Origin of the sequence: Pigmentiphaga sp. NML080357 (assembly GCF_002188465.1) — a bacterium.
Taxonomy (GTDB): domain Bacteria; phylum Pseudomonadota; class Gammaproteobacteria; order Burkholderiales; family Burkholderiaceae_B; genus Pigmentiphaga.
On the sequence record NZ_NINW01000049.1, the window covers coordinates 36,711 to 61,109 of the forward strand.

A 24,399-nucleotide genomic window follows, 5' to 3' on the forward strand; every position below is an offset into this window, starting at 1 on the left:
AGGGTTGACATGGCTAATGTACCAATAGTAGCCTACCTTTGGTAACCTACCAAAGGTATATAGCGGCGCCCTGGCGCTGCGCCAAGGAGCGTCCCATGCATGTACTCATCGTCATCTCGCATCCCGATCCGTCTTCGCTCACCCATGCGATCGCCGCCGAGATCGCGGCCGGCGTCGCCCAGGCCGGTCCCGGGCACAGCGCCGAGCTTGCCGATCTCGCGGCCGAAGGCTTCGATCCGCGGTTCACCGCTCACGACCTGGCCGCGTATCGGCGCGAGGTGCCGCTGCCGGCCGACGTCGCGGCCGAACAGGCGCGCATAGACCGGGCCGACGCGCTGGTGCTGGCCTACCCCGTCTATTGGTGGTCGATGCCGGGCCTGCTCAAGGGATGGGTAGATCGCGTCTTCGCCAATGGCTGGGCTTATGAAGAAAACCCCGGCACGGCGACGGTGGAGAAAAAGCTGCAGCACTTGCCCATCCACCTTGCGGCGATTGGCGGCGCGGACCTGCGCACCTATGCGCGGCATGGCTACTTCGGCGCGATGAGGACGCAGATCGACCACGGCATCTTCGACTACTGCGGCGCCCCCGTCGTGACGTCCGAGTTGCTGGCCGGAACCAACGGGACGGACCTGTCCGCGCTTTTCGAAACCGCGCGCGCAATAGGAAAACGGGCAGCCACGCACAAGGCGTCACATGAAGCCTACTGCCCGGCGTGAGTCCGCAGGAGCCCCGGGCGGTCTGGCGGCGCGGCCGGGGCCAGCGGCCTGAGCCGCGGCGACGCAAGCAGGTCGCTCGGCAGCAGATAGCGGCCCGGCAGCAGCGGCAACGCCAGCGCGGTGAACTGCACGTCCAGGTCCAGCCCGGCATCCTTCCAGGCCTTCCATACCAGCTCCGTGCAGTAGGTCCCCGCCGGATCGGCGATGCGGAACGGGCGCCCCTGCATGGCTAGCGCATGCTCGACGGCTCTGCGCCGCTGTCCATCGCCGGCTTCGATGTGATAGATCGCGTGGCGCTTCGACCGCGCGGGGTCGAGGAAAAACGCCAGTGGGTCCAGCACGACGCCGTCGGGCCGGCCGCGCACTTCGGACGGCGTGGCATGCACCACCTGCCACCGCCCCGCTTCGCCCACCAGCATGCCGACATGGCTGAAAGCGCCGCGGTCGATGGCCATGACCGCGGCGCTGACCGCCTCGGTCCCTTCGCGGAAGATCAGGTCTCCGGCCCGCGCGCCGGGCGGCAGCACGGGGAGGCCCTCCGCCCGCAGCGCGCCGGCCAGCAGCGCCAGGACGAGCGCGCAGCACCGCAAGGCCAGGGCATGGCTCGTCACTTCAGCAAGATCTTCCAGTGGCCGTCTTCATTGACCAGCTTGTGCGTCTGGCCCTGGTCCTTGCCGTTCTTGTACTTGATCTTGACGCGCACCTGCGCGGTCTTGCCGGCTTCGTCGACGGTGGACTCCTCCACCTGGATCTTGTCCAGGCCGTCGTTGGCCTTGATGCGATTCTGCATCTCGCCGACGATCATCTGGACCTTGCCCTTGGCCTGCACCATTTGCGCGGCAGGGACCTGGGCGAAGGAAATCTGCTCGGTGGCTTTTTCGACGTCGCCCTTCTCGGCCGCGCGGTAGAACGCTTCGATCGAGGATTCGGGCTTGCCGCCGGAGCATGCGGCAAGGACGAGCGCGAACAGCGCGAGGAAGAATAGCGAGAAGGGACGAGCAAGACGCATCGAACGATTCCTAATTGTGATGAGAGGAAGCCGGGAAGCCGGACGAAGTTCGCAATGATAGCCCGCGATCCTCGCCGGCTTGGTTCCATGGATCGAGATCTCGGCGCCGTACCGAAACGAAACCCGATGTGCTGTATGGCGATTTGTGTCCGATCGCGTCGCATGGAGCGGCCGCACCGACGATGAAGGGCGACGCACAACAACACTCGGACATCGCCCGGTTCACGGATTTCCTGCGGCAGTACATCGCGGCCTGGCTGGCATGAGCGGACGCCCGGGAACGCCGCTTGCTGGCGAGGGCCGGATTGCTATTCGCGTATGCCGGGCCTATGCTCGACAAGTGCCTGCGGGGAATGAGCCGTCGTTCCGGCATGTCGCCAGGCCAAGGAGACGCCATGCGTGTGCAGGACGTCCACAACCAGCGGAACAAGCAAGCCCTGAGGCAGGCGACGGGGCTTCTGGCGGCCTTCGTCATGCTGCTGTCCGTTTCCATGGCCGCTCCCTCGCAGGAGCCGGCCGCGACGCCGCGGTCCGTCATTCTGCTGGATGTCCAGGGGGCCATCGGCCCGGCCACCACCGGCTACCTGCAGCACGGTTTCGAGACCGCGGCCCGGCGCAAGGCGAACGCCATCGTCCTGCGCATCGATACGCCAGGCGGCCTGGCCACCTCGATGCGCGACATCATCCGCCTGATGCTGGCCTCGCCCATTCCCATCCTCGCCTATGTCGCGCCCAGCGGCGCGCAGGCCGCCAGCGCGGGCACCTACCTGCTCTATGCCAGCCATCTGGCCGCCATGGCGCCCGGTACCAATACGGGTGCCGCCACGCCGGTGAACATGGGCGGCTCGCCTGGAGAAGACGCGCCGTCGCGGGACGGAAAGGGTCCTGAAGGAAACGGCACCAAAGACGCGCACGGGAAGGTCCCCGCCGCCGAAGAGCCGGGCGCGGCCGACGCCATGCGCCGCAAGGCCGTCAACGATGCCGTGGCATTCATTCGCAGCCTGGCCGACATGCATGGCCGCAATGCCGACTGGGCCGAAGAAGCGGTGCGCCAGTCCGCCAGCATCCCCGCGCGCGAGGCGCGGGACCGCAATGTGATCGAACTCGTGGCGGCGGACCTCGATGACCTGCTGGCGCAAGCCGACGGCCGCCGCGTCAAGGTCAACGGCAAGGAAGTGGGACTGGAGACGCGAGGGGCAGAGGTCGTACCGGTCGAACCCAATTGGCGGACCCGGTTCCTGGCGATCATCACCAACCCGAATATCGCCTACATCCTGATGCTGCTCGGCATCTACGGCATCATCTTCGAGCTGATGAGCCCGGGCAGCGTCTTCCCAGGCGTACTGGGCGCCGTGGCGCTGGTGGTCGGTTTGTTCGCGCTGAACCTGCTGCCCATCAACTATGCGGGCATCGGGCTCGTACTCCTTGGCATCGGACTGATGGCGGCGGAGGCCGTGACCCCTACGGTCGGCCTCCTCGGCATAGGCGGCGTCGCCATTTTTGCCCTGGGATCGCTGTTCATGTTCGACGGCGACATTCCCGGCTTCCAATTGTCGCTTCCGGTCGTCATTGCCGCCGCGGCGGCCAGCGGCCTGCTGCTGGCGGTGGTTCTCGCATCGGTGGTACGGGCCCACAGGCGCCGGGTCGTCACCGGCGCCAATGGGCTGATCGGGAAAAGCGGCACTGTGTTGTCGTGGTCGGGAGACAGCGGCCAGGTCCGCATCCACGGAGAAAGCTGGCGGGCGCGCAGCGACCGGCCGCTGGCGCCCGGCACCGGCGTAGAGGTGACCGGCCGCGACGGACTTACCTTGATCGTACGGGCGCAGGCGCCCACTGCCGGATAAGGAGCACGCACCATGGTGATCGCCATCGTTCCCTACGTCATCCTCGCCGTCCTGGTGGTGATGGTGCTTTTGTCGATGATACGGATCCTGCGCGAGTACGAACGCGGCGTGGTGTTCACGCTGGGCCGCTTCAGCGGCGTCAAAGGCCCGGGCCTGATCATCCTTATCCCCTTCGTCCAGCAACTGGTACGGGTGGATCTGCGCACCGTCGTGCTGGACGTCCCGAGCCAGGACATCATTTCGCGCGACAACGTGTCCGTGAAGGTGAACGCGGTCCTGTATTTCCGCGTGGTCGATCCGGACAAGGCGGTGATCCAGGTCGAGCGCTATATGGAAGCGACCAGCCAGCTGGCGCAGACGACCTTGCGTTCGGTCCTGGGCAAGCACGAACTCGACGAAATGCTGTCCGAGCGCGACAAGCTCAATGCCGACCTGCAGGAAATACTGGACCGGCAGACCGAGGACTGGGGCATCAAGGTCGCCAATGTCGAGATCAAGCACGTGGACATCGACGAAAGCATGGTGCGCGCCATTGCGCGCCAGGCCGAGGCCGAGCGCAACCGGCGCGCCCGCATCATCAACGCCGAGGGCGAACAGCAGGCGGCCCAGCGCCTGGTCGAAGCGGCCCAGACGCTTTCGGCCGCACCCGAAGCCATGCAGCTGCGCTTTCTTTCCACGCTGTACGACATCAGCAACGACCGGTCATCCACCATCATCTTCCCCGTGCCCATCGACATGCTGCGCCGCATCTTCGACCAGGGATCGGGGACGCCCGCCACGGCGGCTCCGGCGCGAGCGCCCGGGCCCGGGACGTCCGGTACATGATCGACCGGGCCCGGCCGTTTCATCGCCCGGCCCGGCATCTTCAGGTAGAGTTTCTCCCGCGGCGCCGCCACCTGCGGCACCGCAGCGATCCGGGCGGACCCGCCTCCCGCCGAAACCACGATCCCCGGGGAAACATGTCGTCGCCGTCCTATGCCATCTCGCCGTCCCAGGCCCGCTCGATCTGGCTGAGCGCCCAGAAGCTGGACGAGCCCGCGCCCTTCGGCAGCGGGCCGCAGGCCGTGCAGCGCGCCGTCGAGCACCTGGGCTATGTGCAGATCGACACCATCCACGTGATCGAGCGCTGCCACCACCACATCCTGCAGACGCGCATCCCGGACTATCGCCGGGCCGACCTCGCCCACGCGCAGTCCGAGGACAAGAACGTCTTCGAATACTGGACCCACGCCTTGGCCTACGTGCCTACCTCGGACTACCAGTTCTTCGTGGCCGCCATGGACGAGCACCGCGCCAATCCCAGCCGCTGGTTCGACAGCGTGGATCCGAAGAACTACGCCGCGCTGCTGCGCCGCATCCGCGACGAGGGGCCGCTCTCGATCCGCGACATCGACGACGAGGTGCTGGTGGAGAAGACGCATCCGTGGGCCAGCCGCAAGCCGTCGCGGCGCGCCTTGCGGCTGGCTTTCCTCGTCGGCGACCTGACGGTCAGCCGCCGCACCGGCATGCTCAAGACCTACGAACTGCCCGGCCGGCACTTCGGCTGGCAGCGCCGGCCGCGCCCGCTGGGCGAAGAACGCTTCGCACGCTATCTGCTGCAACGCGCGCTGCGCTCCCAGGGCATGGCCAGCCTGGAATCCATCTGCTATGGCAACCCGGCCGCCAAGCCCGCCGTGCGTGCGCAGATCGACGCGATGGCCAGGAAAAAGCGGCTCGTGCCGGTGCACATCGAAGGCCAGCCCAAGGCCCAGCACTGGGTCGAACCGGATCGGCTGGAAACGGCGGCGCGGGCGGCGCCTTCGACGATGACCCATATCCTGTCGCCCTTCGATCCGCTGGTCATCCAGCGCAAGCGGCTCCAGGGATTCTTCGGCTACGAACACCGGTTCGAGGCCTACGTGCCGCCCGAGAAGCGCGTACTGGGCTACTTCGCGCTGCCGGTCCTGGTGGGCGACGAGATCGTCGCCGCCCTGGACCTGAAAATGGATCGCCAGGCCGGCCGGCTGCTGGTGCAGAAGTGGACGTGGATCGCCCGGCAGCGCCCGGCATGGAAGGCGGCCATCGACGAAGCCTTGCATCGGTTCGAGCGGTTCCAGCGGGGCTGAACGGACATGTCGGGCGTGGGCGCATCCCTTACCTTGCGCGGCCTGCGTCCGCCCGCTGCCGGGAAGAGCCTGCCCGCATGCCGGTTGCATCGCGGATCCGGCACTCCCGGCATCGAACGCCTGGACGCCGCCTTCGCCGGGCCTGCCTTCGCGCCGCACCGCCACGATACCTACGCCATCGGCATGACCTTGCGCGGCGTACAGACCTTCCGCTACCGCGGCGCGCAGCGCTATTGCATGGCCGGCGAAGGGCACGTGCTGCATCCCGACGAAATGCACGACGGCGCGGCCGGCACCGCCGAGGGATTCCACTATCGCATCCTCTACATCGATCCGGCACTGGTGCAGGACGCCCTGGGCGGACAGCCGCTGCCGTTCGTGCCCGATCCGGTCATCGGCCGCGGGCACATGCAAAGGCTCTTCGCGCTAGGGCTGTCCGACATCGACCAGGAACTGGACGAGCTCGGCAGCCTGGACCTGATGCTGGAAGTCGTGCGCCTGCTGCGGCGGCATGCCGGCATCCCGCCTGCCGCACCGGCGGCCCTGGCGCTTCCCGCATTGGCGAGGGTGCGGGACCTGATTGCCGCCGATCCCTCGCTGCGGCGCGCGGCAGCGGAACTGGAGCGGGTGGCCGGCCTGGATCGCTGGACGCTCGCCCGCCAGTTCCGCTCGGCATTCGGCACCAGCCCGAGCCATTTCCGTACCATGCGGCAACTGGACAAAGTACGCGCCTTGCTGCGCGGAGGCATGGAGCTTGCCGCGGCGGCCACCGAAGCGGGATTCGCCGACCAAAGCCACATGTCCCGGATGTTCAAGCGCGCTTATGGCCTGGCGCCGGCGCAGTGGCGGAACGCGCAGGCCTGAGGACAAAGCGTCACGACGCCAGGATGCGGCCGGCCGTCCTCGCCTCGATGGCCCGCACCACCGCCACCATGTCCTCGCGCTCCAGCCCCAGCCCCGCGGTCTCGGCATACAGCGCATGGCAGACGTCGATCAACGGCGACGCCAAGCCGCCGCGCCGGGCCGCCTCCGCCACCAGGCGACTGTTCTTGAGCACATCGGCAATGGCGGCCTGGGCTTCGAAGTCATTCGTCACCAGCTTGGCCCCCTTCACGCGCGATACGCTACTGGACATGGGACCGGCTGCCAGGATGGCATCCAGCGTCGGCAGGTCCAGGCCATGGCCGCGCGCGAAATGAAAGGCCTCGGCCAGGCCCGTGACCATCGCGATCAGGAAGGTGTTGACCGCCAGCTTCATGAGCGTCGCGGCCGGCACCTGGCCGCAGGCGACGCGCTCGCGGCATATCGGCGCCAGCAGCGATGCGACGCGCTCGACGTCGTCGGGCGCGCCGGCCAGCATCGCGACCAGGTCGCCCGCCTCGGCAGGCTTGCGCGAACCCGAAACGGGCGCTTCCAGGTAGCGTCCGCCGGCGGCCCGGATGTCGGCATCCAGCGCCGCCGAGTACGCGGGCGAGGTGGTTCCCATGTTGACGACCAGGCGGCCCGCCACGCCGACACCGAACGTGCCCGGGTCGCGGCCAAGCGCCGCGTCGATGGCCTGCTCGGTGGCAAGCATCATGATGACCGTGTCCGCGCAGTCGAACACCTCCGCGGGCGTGGCGGCCACCGCCGCACCGGCCGCCCGCAGGGGACCGGCCTTCTCCGGCGAGCGGTTCCAGACCACGAGCGGCACCGAGGCGCGCGCCAGGTTCAGGGCCATGGGCTGGCCCATGATGCCGAGTCCGATGAAACCGATGGGCATGTGTGTCATCCATGAGACGGGGAGCGAGGGCCGACTCGGCCAGAGACGGCCTTCCACGGAGTACACCGGATCCCCGGCCGGACGTCTTGAACGCTTGTGATGCCGTACCGGTCGTCCAGGCAAAGCCAGGACAGGGCAGGTCAAGCGGCCCGCATCGTCGCCGCCATCGCTTCCCGGAGCCGCAGCAGATGCTGATGATTCGCGCTGCTCGCGCGATAGACCAGCGCAGTCGGCACCGCCTGCAGCATGCTTTCAACGCGCACGCGGGCCAGGCGGCGAATCCGCTCTTCGGCATGCATCATCGTTTGCGGAACGGCTGAAACGCCGACACCCGCGGCAACCAGTTGAATGGTGGTCGCCGGGTTGTTGGAAGTGACTACCGGCTCCGGCACTGCCACGCCCGCCCGGAGAAAATTGCCCCCACGGCCGCACTGGCGCCCCAATTGAACGTGACGGCTTCCTACAGCTTCACGCCCCGGGCCATCGTCACGGCCAGCGCCAATCCCGACGAGATCGGCAAGCAGGCAACCGCCGTGCCCCGCCACAGGCTGTCGATATGGGGCGACTATCGCTTCGCGAGCGGCGTAAAGGTGGGCCTGGGCATGCGCTATACCGGCACGACCCGGGGCGAGAACGAAACGGCGTCCGCGAAGATTCCGGCCGTCACGATCTTCGATGCCATGCTTGGCTACGACATCGACCGCTGGAGCCTGGCCTTGAACCTGCGCAATCTTGCCGGCAAGACCTACATCGCCAACTGCGGATTCGGCAATTGCTACTACGGACCGGCGCGCTCCGTGGTAGCCACCGCCACCTATCGCTGGTAGCCGCCAGGGGGGACTGGCGAACACCAGGCGGCGACCGGGCGGAACCGGCGCTCCGCCATTGCCGCATCGCGGCCGCTTCAGGCCGCCGCCGCGCCTCCCAGAATGACCGTGCTCTGGCTCGACAACGTGCCGCCGTTGCCATGCGCGATGGCCGTCTCGCAGTTGGCCACCTGCCGTTCGCCGGCCTCGCCGCGCACCTGCCTGACCGCTTCCATCAGCACGAACACGCCATACATGCCGGGATGGCAGTACGAGAGCCCGCCGCCGTTGGTATTGACGGGCAGGCTGCCGCCCGGCGCAATCGCCCCATCGGCCACGAAGCGGCCGCCCTCGCCCTTGGGGCAGAAGCCCAGGTCTTCCAGGAACAGCAGCGTGGTGATGGTGAAGGCATCGTAGACCTGGACCGCGTCGATGTCGCGCGGCCCGAGGCCGGCCATGGCGTAGGCCGCCGCGCCCGACTGCGCGGCGCCGGTGACCGTGAGGTCGGGCATGCTGGTGATGTGGTAGTGGCTGAGGTGTTCGCCCACGCCCAATATGTAGGCGGGCGGCTTGCGCAGCGTGGCCGCCCGTGCGGCCGAGGTCACGATGAGCGCGCCGCCGCCGTCTGTGACCAGGCAGCAGTCGCGCACGGTCAGGGGATGGCTGAGCATGCGCGCGCCCAGGACCTCGTCCACGGTCAGCGGGGTCCTCCCCCACGCAACGGGGTTGAGCAGGGCCCATTGCCGCGCGGCCACCGCGACCTGCGCCAGCTGTTCGCGCGTGGTGCCGTACTGGTGCATGTGGCGCGAGGCCGCCAGCGCGTACGAGCTGGCGGTGTAGATGGGCCGGTAGGGGGCCTCGTAGGGATTGACGTCGGGCGCGGCCACGTTGCTGCGGCCGGCGCTGCGCTGGGTGCTGCCATAGGCGATCAGCGCGACCTCGCACAGGCCGGCCTGGATCGCCAGCTGCGCGTGCGCCACCATGGACATGAAGCTGCATCCGCCTATGTTCGTGCCGTCGTGGTAGCGCGGCGCGATGCCCAGGTATTCGCACAGCGCCAGGGTAGGCATGCGGCTTTGCGAGGTGGTGGCGAACACGCCATCGACGTCGCGCAGCGTCAGGCCGCAGTCGCGCAGGGCGCGGGAAGTCGCCTGGCCCATGAGATCCAGCGGCGACAACCCGGCCGCGACTTCGCCCAGGTCCGACTCCGCCACGCCGACGATGGCGCAGGCGCCGCGCTTCAATGCTTGGGAATTCATGCGGCCTCCGGGCGAAAGACCGGATAGGGAGGCTGCCCATCCTGCGGCTGGTGTACCTGCATGCGCACGCGCAGTCCGATGCGGACCTCTTCGGGCGCCAGGCCTTCGACCCGGCTCATCAGGCGAAAGCCTTCGTCCATGTCGACCAGCACGACGTTGTAGGGCGCTTCGCCTCGAGGACTGATGACCGTGACGGCATGGACGGTGCCCTTGCCCGCGCTGACGCGCCATTGCAGGTCGTCATTGCCGGTGCCCGGGCCGATTACGCGCGGATGGAACACGGGCCGGCCGCTGGCCGGGTCGTACTGATAGGCCAGTTCGCCGCGGGAAAGGTGGTGGCGGAAGATGGCCAGCGGCGAGGCCGGCGCGGCGGAGGCGGAGGTATCGGAGTCCATGGCTTCAACGGAAAGCGGGATGGCGGGACGCGGGCATCACACGATGCCGTCGCGGCGGTAGGCGGCGATGTCTTTTTCGCTGCAGCCCAGAAGCTCCCGCAGCACGGCGTCGGTGGAATCGCCCAGCGCGGGCGGCGGACGGTCGTACACCGGCGGGGTGGCCGCCAGGCGCAGCGGGCTCGCGATGGTGGAGACGATGCCGCCGTCGGCCTTGGGAATGTCCACCCGCAACCCGCGGTGGCGCACCTGCGGGTCCTGGAAGACCTGCGCATAGTCATTGATCGGGCCGCAGGGCACGCCATGCGCCTCCAGCCGCGCGATCCAGTCGTCGCGCTTGCGGGTAAGCATGGTGCGCGCCAGTTCGGGCACGAGATCGCGGCGGCCGGTGATGCGGCCGGTCACTTTCGTCCAGCGCGGATCTTCGGCCAGATCCGGCCGTTCGATGGCAGCGCAGTACTGCTGCCACTGCTTGTCGTTGCCCACGGCCACGACGATCTCGCCGTCGGCCACGGCGAATACCTGGTAGGGGACGAGACTGGCATGCGCATTGCCGTAGCGATGCGGCACCTTGCCGTTGGCGAAGTAGCCCGTGACCTGGTTCCCGCCCAGCGCCACGATGCAGTCGAGCAAGGCCATGTCGATGTACTGGCCCCGGCCCGACACCGTCCGGTGCTGCAAGGCCGACAGGATGGCGATGGTGGCGTACATGCCCGTGATCACGTCGGCGATGGCGATGCCCACTTTCTGCGGGCCGCCGCCAGGCAGCTCGTCGTTTTCCCCGGTAATGCTCATCAGCCCGCCCAGGGCCTGGAACACGAAGTCGTAGCCGGGCTTGTGCGCGCTGGGACCGTCCTGTCCGTAGCCGGTGATCGAGCAATACACCAGGCCAGGGTTGATGCGCGACAGCGTGTCATAGTCCAGCCCGTAGCGCTTGAGATCGCCGATCTTGTAGTTCTCGATGACCACGTCGCTCTTGGCCGCCAGCCCGCGCACCAGCGCCTGGCCGGCCTCCCTGGCGATGTCGACGGTGATGGATTTCTTGCCGCGGTTGGCCGCCGCGTAGTAGGTGGAATCGGCCGTGTCCCCGCCTTCGCCGTCGCGCACCCAGGGCGGGCCCCATGCGCGCGTGTCGTCGCCCGTGCCGGGGCGCTCCACCTTGATGACTTCGGCCCCCATGTCGGCGAGATTCTGGGTGCACCAGGGCCCCGCGAGGATGCGGGAGAGATCGAGTACGCGGATGTGCGACAAGGCGCCGGCCTGGCCGCGCAGGGCGGCCGCTTGTGTTTCGGATGGCATGGATGGATCAGTCGATCTTGATGTTGGCGTCGGCAATGACCTTGGACCACTTCGTGATCTCGGCGTCGACGAAAGCGGCGAACTCCTGCTGGCTCATGGTCCCGGGCTCGGCGCCCTGGGCCGCGAACTCCTTGCGCAGCGCGGGACTGGCCAGCGCCTTCAGGACATCGCCGGACAACTTGCGGGCGAGTTCGGGCGCCATGCGCCCCGGGCCATAGAGGCCGAACCATGCCGTGGCCTCGAAGCCCTTGACGCCGGCTTCGTCGATGGTGGGCACGTCGGGCAGCGCGGGCGAGCGCTTCTGCGAGGTGACGCCGAGCGCACGCAGGCGCCCGGACTTGATGTGCTGCAAAACGCCGGGCACGGAGTCGAACATGACGGGGATCTGGCCGCCCAGCAGATCGTTGAGCGCCGGCGCCGCGCCCTTGTAGGGGATGTGGACCATCTCGATGCCGGCCATGGATTTGAACAGTTCGCCGGACAAGTGGTTGGCCCCGCCCGTTCCCGCCGAACCGAAGTCGACCTTGCCCGGATGCTGCTTGGCGTAGGCGATCAGCTCCTTCACGGTGCGCGGCGGAAAGGCATGGTTCACCACCAGCACGTTGGGCACCGCCGCCACTTGTGCAATAGGCGTGAAATCCGTGCGCGTGTTGTAGCGCAGGTTCTTGTACAGGCCCGGATTGATGACGTGATGCGTGGCCGTCAGCATCAGCGTATGTCCATCGGGCTGCATGCCCGCGAGCTGTTCCGAAAAGATGGTGCCGCTGGCGCCGGCGCGGTTCTCCACCACCACCGGCTGGCCCCAGACTTTCTGCAGTTCGGCGCCCAGCTGCCGCGCCAGGATGTCGGTCGTCCCGCCGGGAGGAAACGGCACGACGATTCGTACCGGCTGGTTGGGAAAAGCCTGGGCGCCGGCGAAGGCGGGAAGCGCTCCCGCCGCCGCGAAGGCCAGCATGACAAGCGCGCGTCGGGTTTGCATCGCCATGTCCGTCTCCTGTCGTTATCGTATCGGGCCGGCGATCAGGCCGCGCCCAGTCCTTCGGGGAACTCCACCATGGCTTCGCCGGCGGCCACGATTTCGCCGCGCTGGTTCGCCACCTGCACCTCCAGCGTGGCCCAGCGGCTCTTCTTCGTGGCCTGCACGGCCGACACCGTGGCGGTGGGCGTGATGGTGTCGCCCGGCTTGACGGGAATCTTCCAGCGCGTCTCGAGCCGGCGCTGCACGCCGCCCAGCGGATAGAGCCAGTCGGTCAGCATCTTGGTGATGACGCCGAAGTTGTTCATGCCGTGCATGATGATTCCGCCGAAGTTGGTCCGGCCGAAATTGCCCTTCATGTATTCGTCGTCCCAGTGCAGCGGGTTGTAGTCCAGCGAAGCTTCGCAGAAATCGCGGATGGTCTCGCGGGTGGGGGAAAAGGGCGTGCCCTCGACCTTCAGGCCGGGCTTCAGGGTGTCGAATGCGTTGCTCATGATTGACCTCAGAATGGGCGGATGGTCCAGCCGCGGCCGGAGCAGATGACTTCGTCTCGCTGATTGAAGAACACGTTGTCGTGCACCACGAACAGTCGGTTCTTCTTGATGAACTTGTCGAGCGCGCGCGCCTCGAGCCGGATGACGTCGCCGGGCCGGGCGGGCAGGTTGTAGCTCCACGACTGGCCGGCGTTGACGGTGCCGGGACTGCGCATCCAGTCGTCGGCGGGCGTGCACGCGAACATCAGGAGGATATGGATGGCCGGCGGCGCGATCAGGCCCTTGTAGGGACTCTTGCGCGCATACTCCTCGTCGAAGTAGAGGGGGTGCATGTCGCCGACCACGCGGCAGTATTTCTGGATCGCTTCCAGCGTGAGCGTGTAGGGCAGGGTCTTGCGCGGTTCGCCGGGGACGATGTCGTCCCAGGTCTTGCGCAATTGCTCGTCTTTCCAGAAATCGGTCTCGAAGCTTGTCTCGGTTGCCATGGAAGTCCATTGAGAGGTGTTGACCTGCGGCCTGGATCTGCTAGAATGACCGCTTAGCGGATATAAGTATCCGCTCTATGACCATTATTTGGATTCCGGCCTGCGCTGTCAAGGCCGTGGAGGACCCATGGCGACCCCAGAAAGCGAATCGTTCGTCCGTACCTTCGCCCGCGGCCTGGCCGTGATCGAGGCCATGGGCTACGGCTCCTATCGGAAGAACCTGGCGGAAATCGCCGAGGCGGTGGAACTGCCGCGCACCGCGGTGCGGCGCTTCCTGCTGACCCTGATCGAACTCGGTTTCGTGCAGACCGACGGCAAGCGCTACTGGCTGACGCCGCGCGTGCTGCGGCTGGGGCTGTCGTACCTGAACAGCCTGCCCTATTGGCGCCAGGCCCAGCTCAGCCTGGAAGAGCTGTGCTCGCGCATCAAGCAGTCGTGCGCGCTGTCGGTGCTCGACGGCGAACACATCGTCTACATCCAGCGCCAGCACTCCAAGCGCATCCTGACCATGAGTCCATCGCTGGGCAGCCGCCTGCCCGCGCACGCGGTGTCGATGGGGCGCATCCTGCTGGCCGGGCTGCCGGACGAGGCGCTCGAACAGTACCTGCGGACCGCCGCGTTCAAGCGGCTCACCGGCGCCACCGTGGTCGATCCTGACACGCTGCGCGAACGCATCCTGGCGGCGCGCAAGCAGGGTTACGCGTGGATAGACGGCGAACTGGACGAAGCCATCTGCGGCCTGGCCGTGCCGGTGCGCGACCAGGAGGGCAACACCATCGCCGCGATCAACGTCAGCCTGCCGACGGGCCAGGTCACGCAGGAGGAAGCCGTGAAGCTGTATCTGGCCGAACTGCGGCAGACCGCCTCGCAGATCCGCGCAGCCACGATGTAGGCGGCGAAGCGGACGCGGATTCAGGTCCGCGCCACGCTCCACGACGGCCGCTCGTTCAGCGTCGCGACGTCGAAGCCCGCGAGCTGCCGATACGACTGCTCCACCCGCGCCAGCTCGGCCGCCGCCGAGACATGGTCGCTGGCGCGCGCCAGCGTGCTGACCCGCTTCATGACGTCGCCCGCCATGCTGCGGTTGGCGCGCTGCACGGCGGCCACGGCCTCGCGGCGCGCCTGCTCGTAGGCCGACAGCGCGGCGTCGCGGCCGGGCTGCGAGGCCAGGTGGTAAGCCAGGACCCGCGCGTCGATGATGGCCTGTGACGCGCCGTTGGACCCGAAGGGATACATGGCATGGGCCGCGTCGCCCAGCAGCGTGGCCGGCCCGAAGGTCCAGCGCGGCAGCGGATCGATGTCCGCCATCGGATACTCGTAGGCCGCGTCCGACCGGCGCACCAGCGCCGGGATGTCCAGCCAGTCGAAGTCCCAGTGGGCGACGTGGGCGGCAACGGCCTCGGGGGCGATGGGACGGTTCCAGTTGCCGAGCTCGCCCGCGGCGCCCGGCTCGGTGGGCCGCACGATCAGCCAGTTCAGCACGCCCGGACCGATCGGATAGACCACGCAGCGCAGATGCTCGTCGCCCACGATCACCATCGAACGGCCGCCGCGGAAAGCCGGCCCCGGCGCCGCCCCGCGGAACATGGTCCAGCCGTTGGTGGCCAGCGGCGAGCCGTCGCCCAGCAGCGCCGCGCGCACGGCGGAACGGATGCCGTCGGCGCCGACCAGCACGTCGGCCTCGTAGTCCACCGTGACCCCTGCCAGGTCCACCGCCGCGGCGCGCGCGCGCCCGGCCTCAAAGGCCACGCCTTGCACGCGCCGGCCCGTCACGACCGCCTCCGGCCCGAGGCGCTCGACTACCGCGGCCAGCAGCAGTTCCTGCAGCTTGCCCCGGTGCACCGAATACTGAGGCCAGCGGTAGCCGGCCTCCAGGCCCCGGGCCTCGGCATTGATCAACTGACCGGCGCTGTCGACGTAGGCCAGTTCGGCCGTGGGAATGCCGAACGACGCCAGCCGCTCGCCCAGCCCCAGTTCATCCAGTTCGCGCACGGCGTGCGGCGGCAGGTTGATGCCCACGCCCAATTGCTGGATCCGCCGCGCGGCCTCCAACACCGTCACGTCGTGGATGCCCGCCGCATGCAGGCTGAGCGCGGCGGTCAGCCCGCCTATGCCCGCGCCCGCGATCACGATCTTCATGGTGCCCTCTCCTCGTCGCGGTCAAGGCTGGCGCATCAGCTTGGCATGTTCTACCAGCTTGCGTTCCGAGACGTAGTAGCCGGCGGCGAACTTGCCGTAGTCGGCGGGCGGGCTGAACCAATAGGTCTGGCCCAGCCTTTCCAGCAGCTTCGCGTACTCGGGATCGTCCACCGCCGCCTTGAAGGCGGCCGCCAGTTTCTCGACCACGTCGGGCGGCATGCCCTTGGGCCCGATCAATCCATAGGGCGCGGAGTTGGCAATGTCATAGCCCAGGCTCCGGGCGGTGGGAACGTTGGACAGCAGCGGGGTCGGCTCCGCATCGAACGACATCAGCAGCCGCAGCGCGCCCGACTGCACGTGCGGCAGCAGGCTGCCCACCGCGTCCACCGCCGCCACCGTCTGGCCGCCCAGCAGGCTGACCGCGGCCTCGCTGCTGCTCTTGTAGCCGACGTGGGTCAGCTCGGCGCCGGCGGCGGCGGCGAAGGCCTCGGTCAAGAGGTGCATGCTGGTGCCGGCCCCGGCGGTCGCCACGGAAACCTTGCCCGGATGGGCCTTGGCATACCGCACGAGATCGGCCGCCGTCCGGTACGGCGAATCGGCCTTCACCGCCAGCACGAAGGTATAGCCGCCCAGCCCGGCGATCCAGGTGAAATCGCGAATGGGGTCCCAGTCCACCTTCTGCATGTACGGGACGCGGAACATGCCTGCCGTGGCCGAGGCAATGGTGTAGCCGTCGGGCTTGTCCTGTCTCGCCATGGTGGAGGCGGCCAGCGTCGCGCCCACCCCCGGCTTGTTCTCGACGATGATGGGCTGGCCCAGATGGCGTGCCGCCAGTTCCGCCAGCTTGCGGAAGGTCAGGTCGGTGGGGCCGCCGGGGCCGAAGCCCACCAGGAGGCGTATGGGCCGGTTCGGATAGTCCTGCTGCGCCGCCGCGACCGGCTGGGACGTGGCGGGCAGGAGCAGGGCCAGGGCCAGGGCCCAGGTCCCGCGTAAAAGGCGTTTCATTGGCAGTCTCCTCTTTTATCCGCTTAGCGGTTATTAATAACCGCTTATCGATCATAGTGGGACAAGAAGAGAAACCGTGTCAAGAAAGGAACGTGACATCCGGCAGGCGGCCAGTGCCGGCGCCCTGACTCGCTCTTATTTAAGTACACGTATAACTACACTTATTATTAATCACTTAATAATCAACTGCTTATAAATTCTATTGATTTGATATTTTCATGTTGATATATTCATTCTCCTTCTTCATGGATCGTGCCGGTCCGCAATCGCCCAGGGGTCCCTCATGCGTCGCCTTCGCAGTCTTGCCCTCGTTGCCGCCGCCGCGGCCTGTATGCTGCCTTGGGCCAGTCGCGCACAGGACGAGGCCTGGCCATCCCGGCCCGTGACCCTGATCGTCTCGTCGGGCCCCGGTGCGGGGGTCGACACTTTCGCCCGCCTCCTGGCCGAGCGGTTGCAGCCGCGCCTGGGCCAGAGCGTCATCGTCGAGAACCGGCCCGGCGCCTCCGGCATGATCGCGGCGCGCCAGGCCGCCCGGTCAGCGCCCGACGGCTACACGCTCTTCCTGATGCCCAACACGCTGGTCATCGCGCCCTACGTGCTGGCGCAGAACGCCGCCACGGTCAACGTCATGAAGGAGCTGGCGCCGGTGGTGATGCCGGTGTCGACCATGATGGTCATGGCCGTCAACGGCAAGTTCGCGGACCGGCACGGCATCAGGACGGTGGACGACTTTATCGCCGTGGCGAAGAAGGAGCCGGGTTTTCCGTACTCAGGGGGCGACAACGGCTCGCCGATGAACGTGATGGGCGAGCAGTTCAGGAAGGAGTCCGGACTGGCCCTGACCCACATCCCTTATGGCGGCGTGGCCAAGATGGTGACCGCGCTGCTGGGCGGACAGGTCAACATGGGATGGATGCCCACCTCGGGCAATACCCAGTATTTCCGCGACGGCCTGCTGCGCGCGCTGGCAACGTCCTCGCCCCGGCGCTCGGCGCAGATGCCGGACGTGCCGGCCATGGCCGAGCTTGGCTATCGCGACGTGCAGGCCACCGCCTGGTTCGGCATCCTGGCGCCGCTGGGCACGCCCGCGCCGGTCATCGCCCGGCTCAACCAGAACATCAACGCCGTGCTGAAGGAGCCGGCCACGCGTGCCCGGCTGGACCAGCTCGGCTACGAGCCGGAAGGCGGACCGCCCGAGGCACTGACCCGGCAGATGCACGAAGACGACGATCGCTACCGCCGCCTGACGGCCGACCTGAAGATCCGCGCAAACTGACCGCGCCCCGCCGCAAGGAGCCACCGTTGTCCGCACCGCCCCTGAGACTCAGCATGACCTGCGGTCCCTACGATCGCGCCCAGGCCCTGATCGACGGCACCGTGCGTGCGCAGGGCATCGAGCTCGACATTACCGTCAACGACGACGACGTCAGCCGCCAGTCGCAAAGCGCGCGCGGCATGTTCGACGTTGCCGAATTCTTCACCGGCACCTATATTGCCGACCTGCCTCGCCGCACGCTGGGCTTCACCGCGCTGCCGATCTTCGTCAAGCGCATGTTCCGGCACTCGTACATCTATATCAACCGGCGCAGCGGCATTGCCAAGCCTTCCGACCTGAACGGCCGCCGCGTGGGCGTGCAGACCTGGGCCACCAGCGCCGCGCTGTGGGCCAAGGGCATCCTGGAAGAAGACTACGGCGTCGACCTGTCGTCCATCACCTGGGTGGCCTGGCAGCCGGTGCGGCTGCCGGACTGGACGCCGCCGTCGTGGCTGAAGATGGAGATCGCGCCGCCCGGGTCCTCGCAATACGACCTGCTGGCCTCGAACGCCATCGACGCGGGCATCACCACGGAAGTGTGGGCGCCCGGCGTCCACCCGGACATCGATTTCCTCTTTCCCGATCACGGCGCCGAGGAACGCGCCTATTTCGCCCGCACGCGCTGCTTTCCCATCATGCATACGCTGCTGGTGCGCACCAGCATTCTCGAAGCCCATCCGTGGGTGGCGCAAAGCCTGTACGACGCCTGGGAGGCGTCCAAGCAGGCCTGCTACCGCAAGCAGGAAGAATGGGCGCGCATCCACACCACCTCGCTGTGGTATCGCGCGCTATGGGAAGAAGAGCGGCGCGCGGCGGGACCCGACATCTACCCCTGGGGTTTCGCCAAGACCCGCCACGAAGTGGATCGCATGCTGGCCTACGCCCACAGGCAGGGCCTGACGCCGCGCAAGTACGAGCCGGAAGAGATGTTCTGGCCGTCGATGCTGCAAACCTGAGGCCGACGCCTCAGTCCGCCGTGATGCCGGCGCTGCGGACGATGGGCGCGTAGGTTTCCAGGTCGCGCTCGACCACCTTGGCCAGCGTCGCCGGCGGCCCGCCCACCAGGATCTGGCTGGCGCCTTCCAGCCTTTGCTTGACGTCGGGCAAAGCCAGGATCGCGTTGATCTCGCGGTTGAGCTTATCGACGATGGCAGCCGGCGTGCCGCGCGGCGCGAACAGCCCGGTCCATACGCCGACCACCATGCGGGGATAGCCTTGTTCGCGCAGCGGCACGATGTCGCGCGCCGACGCCATGCGCTCCTCGTCCAGGCCGCCCAGCACGACCAGCGAGCCGGCCTTCACGTGCTGCGCGACGTTGCCATAGGGCACGAAGATCAGGTCCACGTGTCCGCCCAGTGTGTCGTTCAGCGCCGGGGCCAGCCCCTTGTACGACACGAATGACATGTCGATGCCCGCCATCTGCTTGAGCATTTCGCCCGCCACGTGCTGGGGCGAGCCATTGGCCGAGCCGGTGTAGGTCAGGCCGGGATGGGCCTTGGCGTAGGCAACCAGTTCCGGCAGGTTCTTCACGCCCAGCCGCGGATGCGCCGCCAGCACCATCAGCGTCTTGGCCGGCAGTATTACCGGCGCGAAGTCGGCCTGCACGTCGAAGGTCACGACGCCCTTGGGCAGCACCAGCGGCGACAGCACGAAGGTATTGGGCGTCATCATCAAGGTATGGCCATCGGGCGCCGCGCGGGCAACGTGCGCGGCGCCTATGGTGCCGCTCGCGCCGGGGCGGTTCTCGACCACGACGGTCTGGCCCAGGCGCTGCCCGAGCTTGTCGCCGATCACGCGGGCCAGCATGTCGGGACTGCCGCCGGGCGGGAAGGGAACGACGATGGTGATGGGCCGCGACGGATAGTCAGCGTCGGCCGCATGCGCGGCCGTCGCCGGCAGGCAGGCGGCACAGGAAAGCAGGAGTGCGGCAAGGGTCTTCATACGGGCATCCTGAGTAAAGGTTGGAACGCCGCGCTAGGCGACGCGCGTACCGCTGGCCGACACCCCGCCATCCACGGGCAGCACGGCGCCCGTGATGAACGAGGCCTCGTCGGAAGCCAGCCACAACACGGGCGCCGCGATCTCGGCCGGTTCGCCCCAGCGGGCGATGGGCGCGGGCACGAAGCCGCGGTCCTTCAATTCGGCCTCGGACAGGCCGCGCGCGGCGGCGCGGCCCAGGGTGAATCCGGTCAGCACCGATCCCGGGCACACGGCATTGGCGCGTACGCCGTACCGCGCTTCCTCGATGGCCAGCACGCGGGTGGCCGCGACCATCGCTGCCTTGGTGGCGTCGTACTGGCCCATGCCGGCCCGGCCGCAGATGCCGAAGGTGGACGCAATGTTGACCACCGCGCCGCGCCCTGACTTGCGCAGCCAGGGCAGGGCGAGCGCGGTGACCAGGCCGGCGCCGACGATGTTGACCGACAGGATGCGCTGCCAAGAGGCGGCATCGGCATCGGCCAGGCGGTGGTACTCGCGCGTGGCCGCATTGTTGACCAGGATGTCGAGCGCATCGCCGCCCGCGCGGATGGCATCGCCCAGGCGTGCCACCTGGGCTTCGTCGGCGATGTCGCACGCCGCGGCCGCGACGCGCTCGCCCCCCAGGCGCGCCACGGCGGCCGCCAGCGCATCGGCGTCGCGGTCCACCAGGATCACGCGCGCGCCTTCATCGGCAAACAGCGCGGCAATGGCCTGGCCGATGCCGCCCGCGCCACCGGTGACCAATGCCGTCTTGCCTTCGAGTCGACGAGCCATGCGCGCTCCTAGACGGGATAGGCCAGGGAACCGGCCGGATTGTCGATGCGTTCGCCGTGCTCGACCTGCGACACGAAGGCCGTGCGCAGCAGCCTGCGCACCTTGATCACGTCCTCGTCGGGCGCCAGCAGGTACTCGCGCGAGCGCGCCTCGATCAGGTCGCCCTGCGCCTCGGCGGCGAAGGCATCCTCGGCATTGACCTGCTCCAGCCGCGGCAGCGCCACCTCGTTGAACAGGCGCGTGGCGGCGGCGCGCTCGGCATCGGTCCGGGCGCGCCAGGCCAGGAAGCGGACCACCGTGGTGTGCTCGGCATCCTGCGGAAACTGCCACAGCCGCGACGCATACGGCGCGGCACCCGGCGCCGGCACGATGGGGTTGGTCGTCAGACAGGGCAGGCAGAAGCGCTGGCCCCTGACGTCGACGGTGAAGTGACCGTGGTTGATCGGCTCGCCTTCCAGATCGACCGACACGCCGCGCACGCCGTGCGAGGTCCGGATGATCTTGATGCGGCGGTCCTCCAGCGGCACCTCGGTGCTGCCCGGTTTGCGCTCGGCGCGGTGCACCGCTTGCGAATCCGTGTGCAGCACGACGGCGTGGAAGCCGTCGCTGCCGTCGATGGCCAGCAGCCAGTTGGCGTTCCAGGTGGATGTGGGCAGCCGGAAGCAGATGAATTCGTCGGGCTTGAGCAATTCCTCGGGCACCTGAGTCTCCAGCGGCGGCGGTGGAAACCGCGCCGGATCGCCCAGATAGGCCCAGACATAGCCGCCCAGCTCGCGCGCCGGATAGGCGGGCACGGCCAGCCGGTCGTGGTGGGGCGTGTGCGCGGTCTCCCACGGGATGAGCGTGCAGCGGCCATCGCCGTTGAAACGCAGCCCGTGCATCAGGCACTGCAGGTCGCCGTCCATGACGCGGCCGACCGACAGGCGGATGCTGCGGTGAGGGCAACGGTCGCGCACGACGTTCGGCCGGCCGTCGGCACCGCGCCAGGCGGCAAGTTTCTCGCCCAGCACCTTCAGCCCGACGGGCTTGTCCGCGGGCAGCTCTTCCGTTTGCAGGATCGGATACCAGTAGTTGCGCAGGCCTGTCGGCAGGCCTTCCGGTATCAGCTGGACCAATTCCTTGACTGCGGTGTCGCCCATTTCCATTCCTTGGGTTCTAGCATGCGAACACTATATGAATAAGGAAAATGGATGTCAAACAATGAATTCTAAATTTTTATAACCTACTGTTTTTTATTGATTTTTTAATTTGTGCACGTATAAGTATACGTATAAGTAGACCGACTCGGTCGAGGTCTGTGGTAACGTTGCCGCCGAGGAGAACCCATGCAGCCCGACCCCGACCACGAACTGCCGGCCAGCGCCGGCGCTACGCGCGGCGAGCCCGATCCGCTGCTGGCCATGTACAGCATGCCGGGGCATCTGATCCGGCGCGCCAAGCAGAAGACCACGCTCGCCTTCACGCCTATCACCCGGCGTTTCAACCTCACGCCCATCCAGTACGTCGTGCTCAAGGCCATTTCGATCCGGCCAGGCGTCGACCAGGCCGAGCTGGGCGACATCGTGGGGCTCGACACCTCGACGACCGGACAGGTGGCGGCCAGATTGGAGCAACGCTCGCTCATCGTCCGCCGGCCCGACGGCCGGCGCCAGCGCGTCGAAGCCTCCAGCGAAGGTCTGGCGCTGCTCGAGCAATTGGGACCGATGCTGGAGGAAATCCAGGACGAGATCGTCAGCCCCCTGACGGCCAAGGAAAAACAGCAACTGCTGCGGCTGCTGTCGAAGATGCTCGGCGTGGCCAATCTGTACTATCGGCCCAAGCCGCGCGGCCGGCGGCGGGCGACGCGCGATCCGGACATGGCCCGCTGACTGGCCGCCATGCCGGCGGCCGCGTGCCCGCCGCGGGTTTCTATCCCGCTACCCTCAACGGGGCCGTCTGCTTGACGATCATCCGTGGATCGACGATCTGGCCGTTCTCGATGACGGTACGGCCATCGAGGGCCACCGAGCAACCGAACATGGGCAGGTCGAGGTGGGCGGGGTTCCGGTTGTTGCCGCCGCCCTGATCGTCCGGACCGGTCGAGAACAGGAAGACGCCGGGCCAGGCCCGGGTGTGGCTGGCGATGCGGTGGATCTGGTTGCCCACCAGCGTGACCTGGTCGATGATCGAGTTCGGATTCAACCCCCAGCCCAGATGCGAGACGCAATAGGGATCGGTATCTTGCGGACCGCGCCGGTGCTCCTGCAGGAAGCGCTCCATGATGCGGCGGTCGGCGCCGCGCCCCTCGATCTTGCGTATCACGCCCTTTTCGATCGTGAGCCTGACCTCGTCCTCGAAGACACGTACGTAAGGCAATATCCAATAGTCGCCCGGCTGCAGGACGATCGTGCCCTCCGACTCGCCCGGATTGGGCCACGTGGAGAAATGCGCGCCGCCCCACGTATCGACCACTCCCGGTTCGTCCGCATAGCCATATTGGATGACGGTGCCCAGCTTGCCGAGCTGGGCGCGAAAGTCGGTGCCCGCGGGGCTCGTCACGACCATCTCGCGCGAGCGCCTGGCCAGCTCGCCGGCGTAGGTAACCGCCTCCTTCAGGCCTGGCGGCGACATCAGCCGCTCCAGCTCGTCCGGTCCGTCGATGATGAGCAGGAATCGGGTGCCGCGTTTTCTGGCGTTCTGCAGCCAGTCCGAACCCAGCGCGACGTGGAACACCAGGACCAGGTCCGCGGCTTCGACGGCAGCGATGACCTCGGGCAATCCCGCAATGGTGTCCCCTCCGCCCTGGCTGGCGATCATGTTGTTGTTGAAGGGCCTGGAAATCTTGATTTCGTAGATGCTTGCGCCCAGTTGCTCGGCCGCGGCGAACGCGGCCGACACGTAGTCGTGGCTGGTCTTGAGATCGGTGATGAGTACGATCCTGGTGCCCGGCTTGACCCGGCACATTTCCAGTTCCTGCACGAACAGGGTGGTGAGCTTGAATGGGTTGAGATCTGGTGCGTTCATGATGTCTGACTCGTTGCTGGTGGAAATTCCGGCGCGGACGCGCGGCGGAGCCGTCGCCGAGCTACTTGGGCCCTTGCAGTGCCTGGTCCACGGTGGTCTTGTCGATCAGGGCATAGTCAATGTCCACGACGGCAGGCAGCGATTCGCCATTGAGCAGCCTGGCCACGGTGGAAGTGCCCAGCTGGCCCCAGGCGAAGGGCCGCAGGTCCACCGTCATTGCGATCGCTCCGGCCTTGACGGCGCGCAGGGCGGCGGGCACGGCGTTGCTTCCCGTAATCACGATCTCGCCCTGCTTGCCGACTGCCGCCACGGCTTGCGCGGCGCCCAGCGCCTGTTCGTCATTGCCGCAGTAGATGCCCCTGATGTCCGGATGGGCGACGAGGATGTCCTCGGCCATGCGCAGGCCGAACTCCCGGGTCAGCGGGCCTTCTTTCTCGAACACCACGGACACGCCCTTATGTTCCCTGATTCCGGCCTTGAATCCCATGCCGAAATTGCGGAACAGGTCCGCGCCGGCCGGGCCGCCGATCATCGCGACCTTCCCCGCCCCTCCGATCGCCTTGGCCATCCACCGGCCGGTGTCGAGCCCGATCTTCTGGAAATTGCCGGTCACCGCCACGCGCTGGCTGGGCGACTGCACGGTACGCACCACCGAGACGATGGGAATTCCCGCCCTGGCCGCCGCATCGTACGACGGCGCCACGGCCACCGAATCGATGGGTGAAACGATGATGGCGTCCACGCGCTTGGCGATCAGGTCGCCTATACCGTCGTTCTGCGTGGCCGCCACTTCATTGGCCGACACGTAGGACACATTCCAGCCGAGTTCCTTTGCCTTGGCGTCGATGCCGCGCTTGACCTGGATATAGAACGGATTCGTATCCGAGGCGAGCGCAACACCGAGGGTCACCGGCCTGGCTTGCGCGGCGAGATTGGACGACAGGCATGCAAGGGCCAGGGCGAGCGAGACGACAGCGAGCTTTCTCATCATTCTTCCTTTCTGGAGAAGTCATTGCTACCAAGGACCGCGATC

27 protein-coding genes are annotated in these 24,399 nt (G+C 67.5%); 10 read left to right on the plus strand and 17 right to left on the minus strand.

The window, feature by feature from the left end; translation table 11 throughout:
- Positions 1-95 precede the first annotated feature (95 nt).
- Positions 96-719 carry an NAD(P)H-dependent oxidoreductase gene (locus CDO44_RS22615; protein ID WP_087782514.1) on the plus strand — a complete coding sequence of 208 codons (624 nt, stop codon included), beginning with the start codon at positions 96-98 and terminating at the stop codon, positions 717-719.
- Here CDO44_RS22615 and CDO44_RS22620 read toward each other — a convergent pair.
- Complete coding sequence (locus CDO44_RS22620; protein ID WP_233146315.1) at positions 704-1,330, minus strand: YiiX/YebB-like N1pC/P60 family cysteine hydrolase; 627 nt, start codon at positions 1,328-1,330, stop codon at positions 704-706. The two genes, CDO44_RS22615 and CDO44_RS22620, sit on opposite strands and share 16 nt — an antisense overlap.
- Positions 1,327-1,728: a DUF4878 domain-containing protein gene (locus CDO44_RS22625; protein ID WP_087782516.1), complete on the minus strand. Its 402-nt coding sequence runs from the start codon at positions 1,726-1,728 to the stop codon at positions 1,327-1,329. Before CDO44_RS22625 ends, CDO44_RS22620 begins: the two co-directional genes overlap by 4 nt.
- Before the next feature lie 395 nt (positions 1,729-2,123).
- Between CDO44_RS22625 and CDO44_RS22630 the strand changes: the two genes are divergently transcribed.
- The 4 genes from CDO44_RS22630 (at position 2,124) to CDO44_RS22645 (ending at position 6,541) form a co-directional block, all read left to right on the plus strand.
- Positions 2,124-3,572 (plus strand): nodulation protein NfeD, encoded by a 1,449-nt coding sequence (locus tag CDO44_RS22630; protein WP_087782517.1) that lies wholly within the window; start codon positions 2,124-2,126, stop codon positions 3,570-3,572.
- 60 nt (positions 3,573-3,632) lie between these two features.
- Positions 3,633-4,397, plus strand: a complete 765-nt coding sequence (locus tag CDO44_RS22635) for a slipin family protein (protein ID WP_369824711.1) — start codon at positions 3,633-3,635, stop codon at positions 4,395-4,397.
- A gap of 134 nt (positions 4,398-4,531) precedes the next feature.
- Positions 4,532-5,677 (plus strand): winged helix-turn-helix domain-containing protein, encoded by a 1,146-nt coding sequence (locus tag CDO44_RS22640; RefSeq protein WP_087782519.1) that lies wholly within the window; start codon positions 4,532-4,534, stop codon positions 5,675-5,677.
- 84 nt (positions 5,678-5,761) lie between these two features.
- The gene (locus CDO44_RS22645; protein ID WP_369824712.1) at positions 5,762-6,541 is read left to right on the plus strand and encodes an AraC family transcriptional regulator; all 780 of its coding nucleotides are present in this window, start codon (positions 5,762-5,764) and stop codon (positions 6,539-6,541) included.
- Between the two features lie 10 nt (positions 6,542-6,551).
- Here CDO44_RS22645 and CDO44_RS22650 read toward each other — a convergent pair whose 3' ends face one another.
- A complete protein-coding gene (locus CDO44_RS22650; RefSeq protein WP_087782521.1) occupies positions 6,552-7,439 on the minus strand; it encodes an NAD(P)-dependent oxidoreductase in 888 nt (295 codons plus the stop codon).
- A gap of 140 nt (positions 7,440-7,579) precedes the next feature.
- Positions 7,580-7,831 carry a LysR substrate-binding domain-containing protein gene (locus CDO44_RS27890; RefSeq protein ID WP_198951452.1) on the minus strand — a complete coding sequence of 84 codons (252 nt, stop codon included), beginning with the start codon at positions 7,829-7,831 and terminating at the stop codon, positions 7,580-7,582.
- A gap of 57 nt (positions 7,832-7,888) precedes the next feature.
- On the opposite strand from CDO44_RS27890, the gene CDO44_RS22655 reads away from it, so the two are divergent.
- The gene (locus CDO44_RS22655) at positions 7,889-8,266 is read left to right on the plus strand and encodes a TonB-dependent receptor domain-containing protein (RefSeq protein WP_233146356.1); all 378 of its coding nucleotides are present in this window, start codon (positions 7,889-7,891) and stop codon (positions 8,264-8,266) included.
- A gap of 77 nt (positions 8,267-8,343) precedes the next feature.
- On the opposite strand, the gene CDO44_RS22660 is transcribed toward CDO44_RS22655, so the two are convergent.
- Genes CDO44_RS22660 through CDO44_RS22685 form a run of 6 tightly spaced genes read right to left on the minus strand, consistent with a single transcriptional unit; the run spans position 8,344 to position 13,150 of the window.
- Positions 8,344-9,504: an acetyl-CoA acetyltransferase gene (locus CDO44_RS22660; protein ID WP_087782523.1), complete on the minus strand. Its 1,161-nt coding sequence runs from the start codon at positions 9,502-9,504 to the stop codon at positions 8,344-8,346.
- Positions 9,501-9,899 (minus strand): Zn-ribbon domain-containing OB-fold protein, encoded by a 399-nt coding sequence (locus CDO44_RS22665; protein ID WP_087782524.1) that lies wholly within the window; start codon positions 9,897-9,899, stop codon positions 9,501-9,503. Before CDO44_RS22665 ends, CDO44_RS22660 begins: the two co-directional genes overlap by 4 nt.
- Positions 9,900-9,935: 36 nt before the next feature.
- Entirely contained in the window at positions 9,936-11,195 is a 1,260-nt protein-coding gene (locus CDO44_RS22670) for a CaiB/BaiF CoA-transferase family protein (RefSeq protein WP_087782525.1), read from the minus strand.
- 7 nt (positions 11,196-11,202) lie between these two features.
- Positions 11,203-12,174, minus strand: a complete 972-nt coding sequence (locus CDO44_RS22675) for a tripartite tricarboxylate transporter substrate binding protein (RefSeq protein WP_087783070.1) — start codon at positions 12,172-12,174, stop codon at positions 11,203-11,205.
- Between the two features lie 41 nt (positions 12,175-12,215).
- The gene (locus CDO44_RS22680; RefSeq protein ID WP_087782526.1) at positions 12,216-12,665 is read right to left on the minus strand and encodes a MaoC family dehydratase; all 450 of its coding nucleotides are present in this window, start codon (positions 12,663-12,665) and stop codon (positions 12,216-12,218) included.
- A gap of 8 nt (positions 12,666-12,673) precedes the next feature.
- Positions 12,674-13,150 carry a MaoC family dehydratase gene (locus CDO44_RS22685; protein WP_087782527.1) on the minus strand — a complete coding sequence of 159 codons (477 nt, stop codon included), beginning with the start codon at positions 13,148-13,150 and terminating at the stop codon, positions 12,674-12,676.
- 127 nt (positions 13,151-13,277) lie between these two features.
- Between CDO44_RS22685 and CDO44_RS22690 the strand changes: the two genes are divergently transcribed.
- The gene (locus CDO44_RS22690) at positions 13,278-14,042 is read left to right on the plus strand and encodes an IclR family transcriptional regulator C-terminal domain-containing protein (RefSeq protein WP_087782528.1); all 765 of its coding nucleotides are present in this window, start codon (positions 13,278-13,280) and stop codon (positions 14,040-14,042) included.
- Positions 14,043-14,062: 20 nt separating this feature from the next.
- Here the strand turns inward: CDO44_RS22690 and CDO44_RS22695 are convergent, their stop codons facing one another.
- Positions 14,063-15,289 (minus strand): FAD-dependent monooxygenase, encoded by a 1,227-nt coding sequence (locus tag CDO44_RS22695; protein WP_087782529.1) that lies wholly within the window; start codon positions 15,287-15,289, stop codon positions 14,063-14,065.
- A 21-nt stretch (positions 15,290-15,310) separates the two neighbouring features.
- Positions 15,311-16,294, minus strand: coding sequence for a tripartite tricarboxylate transporter substrate binding protein (locus CDO44_RS22700; protein ID WP_087782530.1), 984 nt, complete (start codon positions 16,292-16,294; stop codon positions 15,311-15,313).
- A gap of 283 nt (positions 16,295-16,577) precedes the next feature.
- Here CDO44_RS22700 and CDO44_RS22705 point away from each other — a divergent pair, with 283 nt between their 5' ends.
- Both CDO44_RS22705 and CDO44_RS22710 read left to right on the plus strand, forming a co-directional pair.
- Complete coding sequence (locus CDO44_RS22705; protein WP_087782531.1) at positions 16,578-17,570, plus strand: tripartite tricarboxylate transporter substrate binding protein; 993 nt, start codon at positions 16,578-16,580, stop codon at positions 17,568-17,570.
- Positions 17,571-17,623: 53 nt separating this feature from the next.
- Positions 17,624-18,565 carry a hypothetical protein gene (locus CDO44_RS22710; protein WP_087782532.1) on the plus strand — a complete coding sequence of 314 codons (942 nt, stop codon included), beginning with the start codon at positions 17,624-17,626 and terminating at the stop codon, positions 18,563-18,565.
- Positions 18,566-18,575: 10 nt separating this feature from the next.
- Here CDO44_RS22710 and CDO44_RS22715 read toward each other — a convergent pair whose 3' ends face one another.
- From CDO44_RS22715 to CDO44_RS22725, 3 genes are read right to left on the minus strand one after another with little or no spacing between them, the layout of a single operon-like run.
- Positions 18,576-19,550: a tripartite tricarboxylate transporter substrate binding protein gene (locus tag CDO44_RS22715; protein ID WP_087782533.1), complete on the minus strand. Its 975-nt coding sequence runs from the start codon at positions 19,548-19,550 to the stop codon at positions 18,576-18,578.
- Positions 19,551-19,583: 33 nt separating this feature from the next.
- Positions 19,584-20,363: an SDR family NAD(P)-dependent oxidoreductase gene (locus CDO44_RS22720; protein ID WP_087782534.1), complete on the minus strand. Its 780-nt coding sequence runs from the start codon at positions 20,361-20,363 to the stop codon at positions 19,584-19,586.
- A gap of 8 nt (positions 20,364-20,371) precedes the next feature.
- Positions 20,372-21,502, minus strand: a complete 1,131-nt coding sequence (locus tag CDO44_RS22725) for a Rieske 2Fe-2S domain-containing protein (RefSeq protein WP_158213391.1) — start codon at positions 21,500-21,502, stop codon at positions 20,372-20,374.
- Between the two features lie 186 nt (positions 21,503-21,688).
- Here CDO44_RS22725 and CDO44_RS22730 point away from each other — a divergent pair, with 186 nt between their 5' ends.
- Entirely contained in the window at positions 21,689-22,231 is a 543-nt protein-coding gene (locus CDO44_RS22730) for a MarR family winged helix-turn-helix transcriptional regulator (protein ID WP_087782536.1), read from the plus strand.
- A 40-nt stretch (positions 22,232-22,271) separates the two neighbouring features.
- On the opposite strand, the gene CDO44_RS22735 is transcribed toward CDO44_RS22730, so the two are convergent.
- Both CDO44_RS22735 and CDO44_RS22740 read right to left on the minus strand, forming a co-directional pair.
- On the minus strand, positions 22,272-23,366 hold the full coding sequence (locus CDO44_RS22735) for a hypothetical protein (protein ID WP_087782537.1): 1,095 nt from the start codon (positions 23,364-23,366) through the stop codon (positions 22,272-22,274).
- 61 nt (positions 23,367-23,427) lie between these two features.
- A complete protein-coding gene (locus tag CDO44_RS22740) occupies positions 23,428-24,354 on the minus strand; it encodes a substrate-binding domain-containing protein (protein WP_158213392.1) in 927 nt (308 codons plus the stop codon).
- Positions 24,355-24,399: the final 45 nt, after the last annotated feature.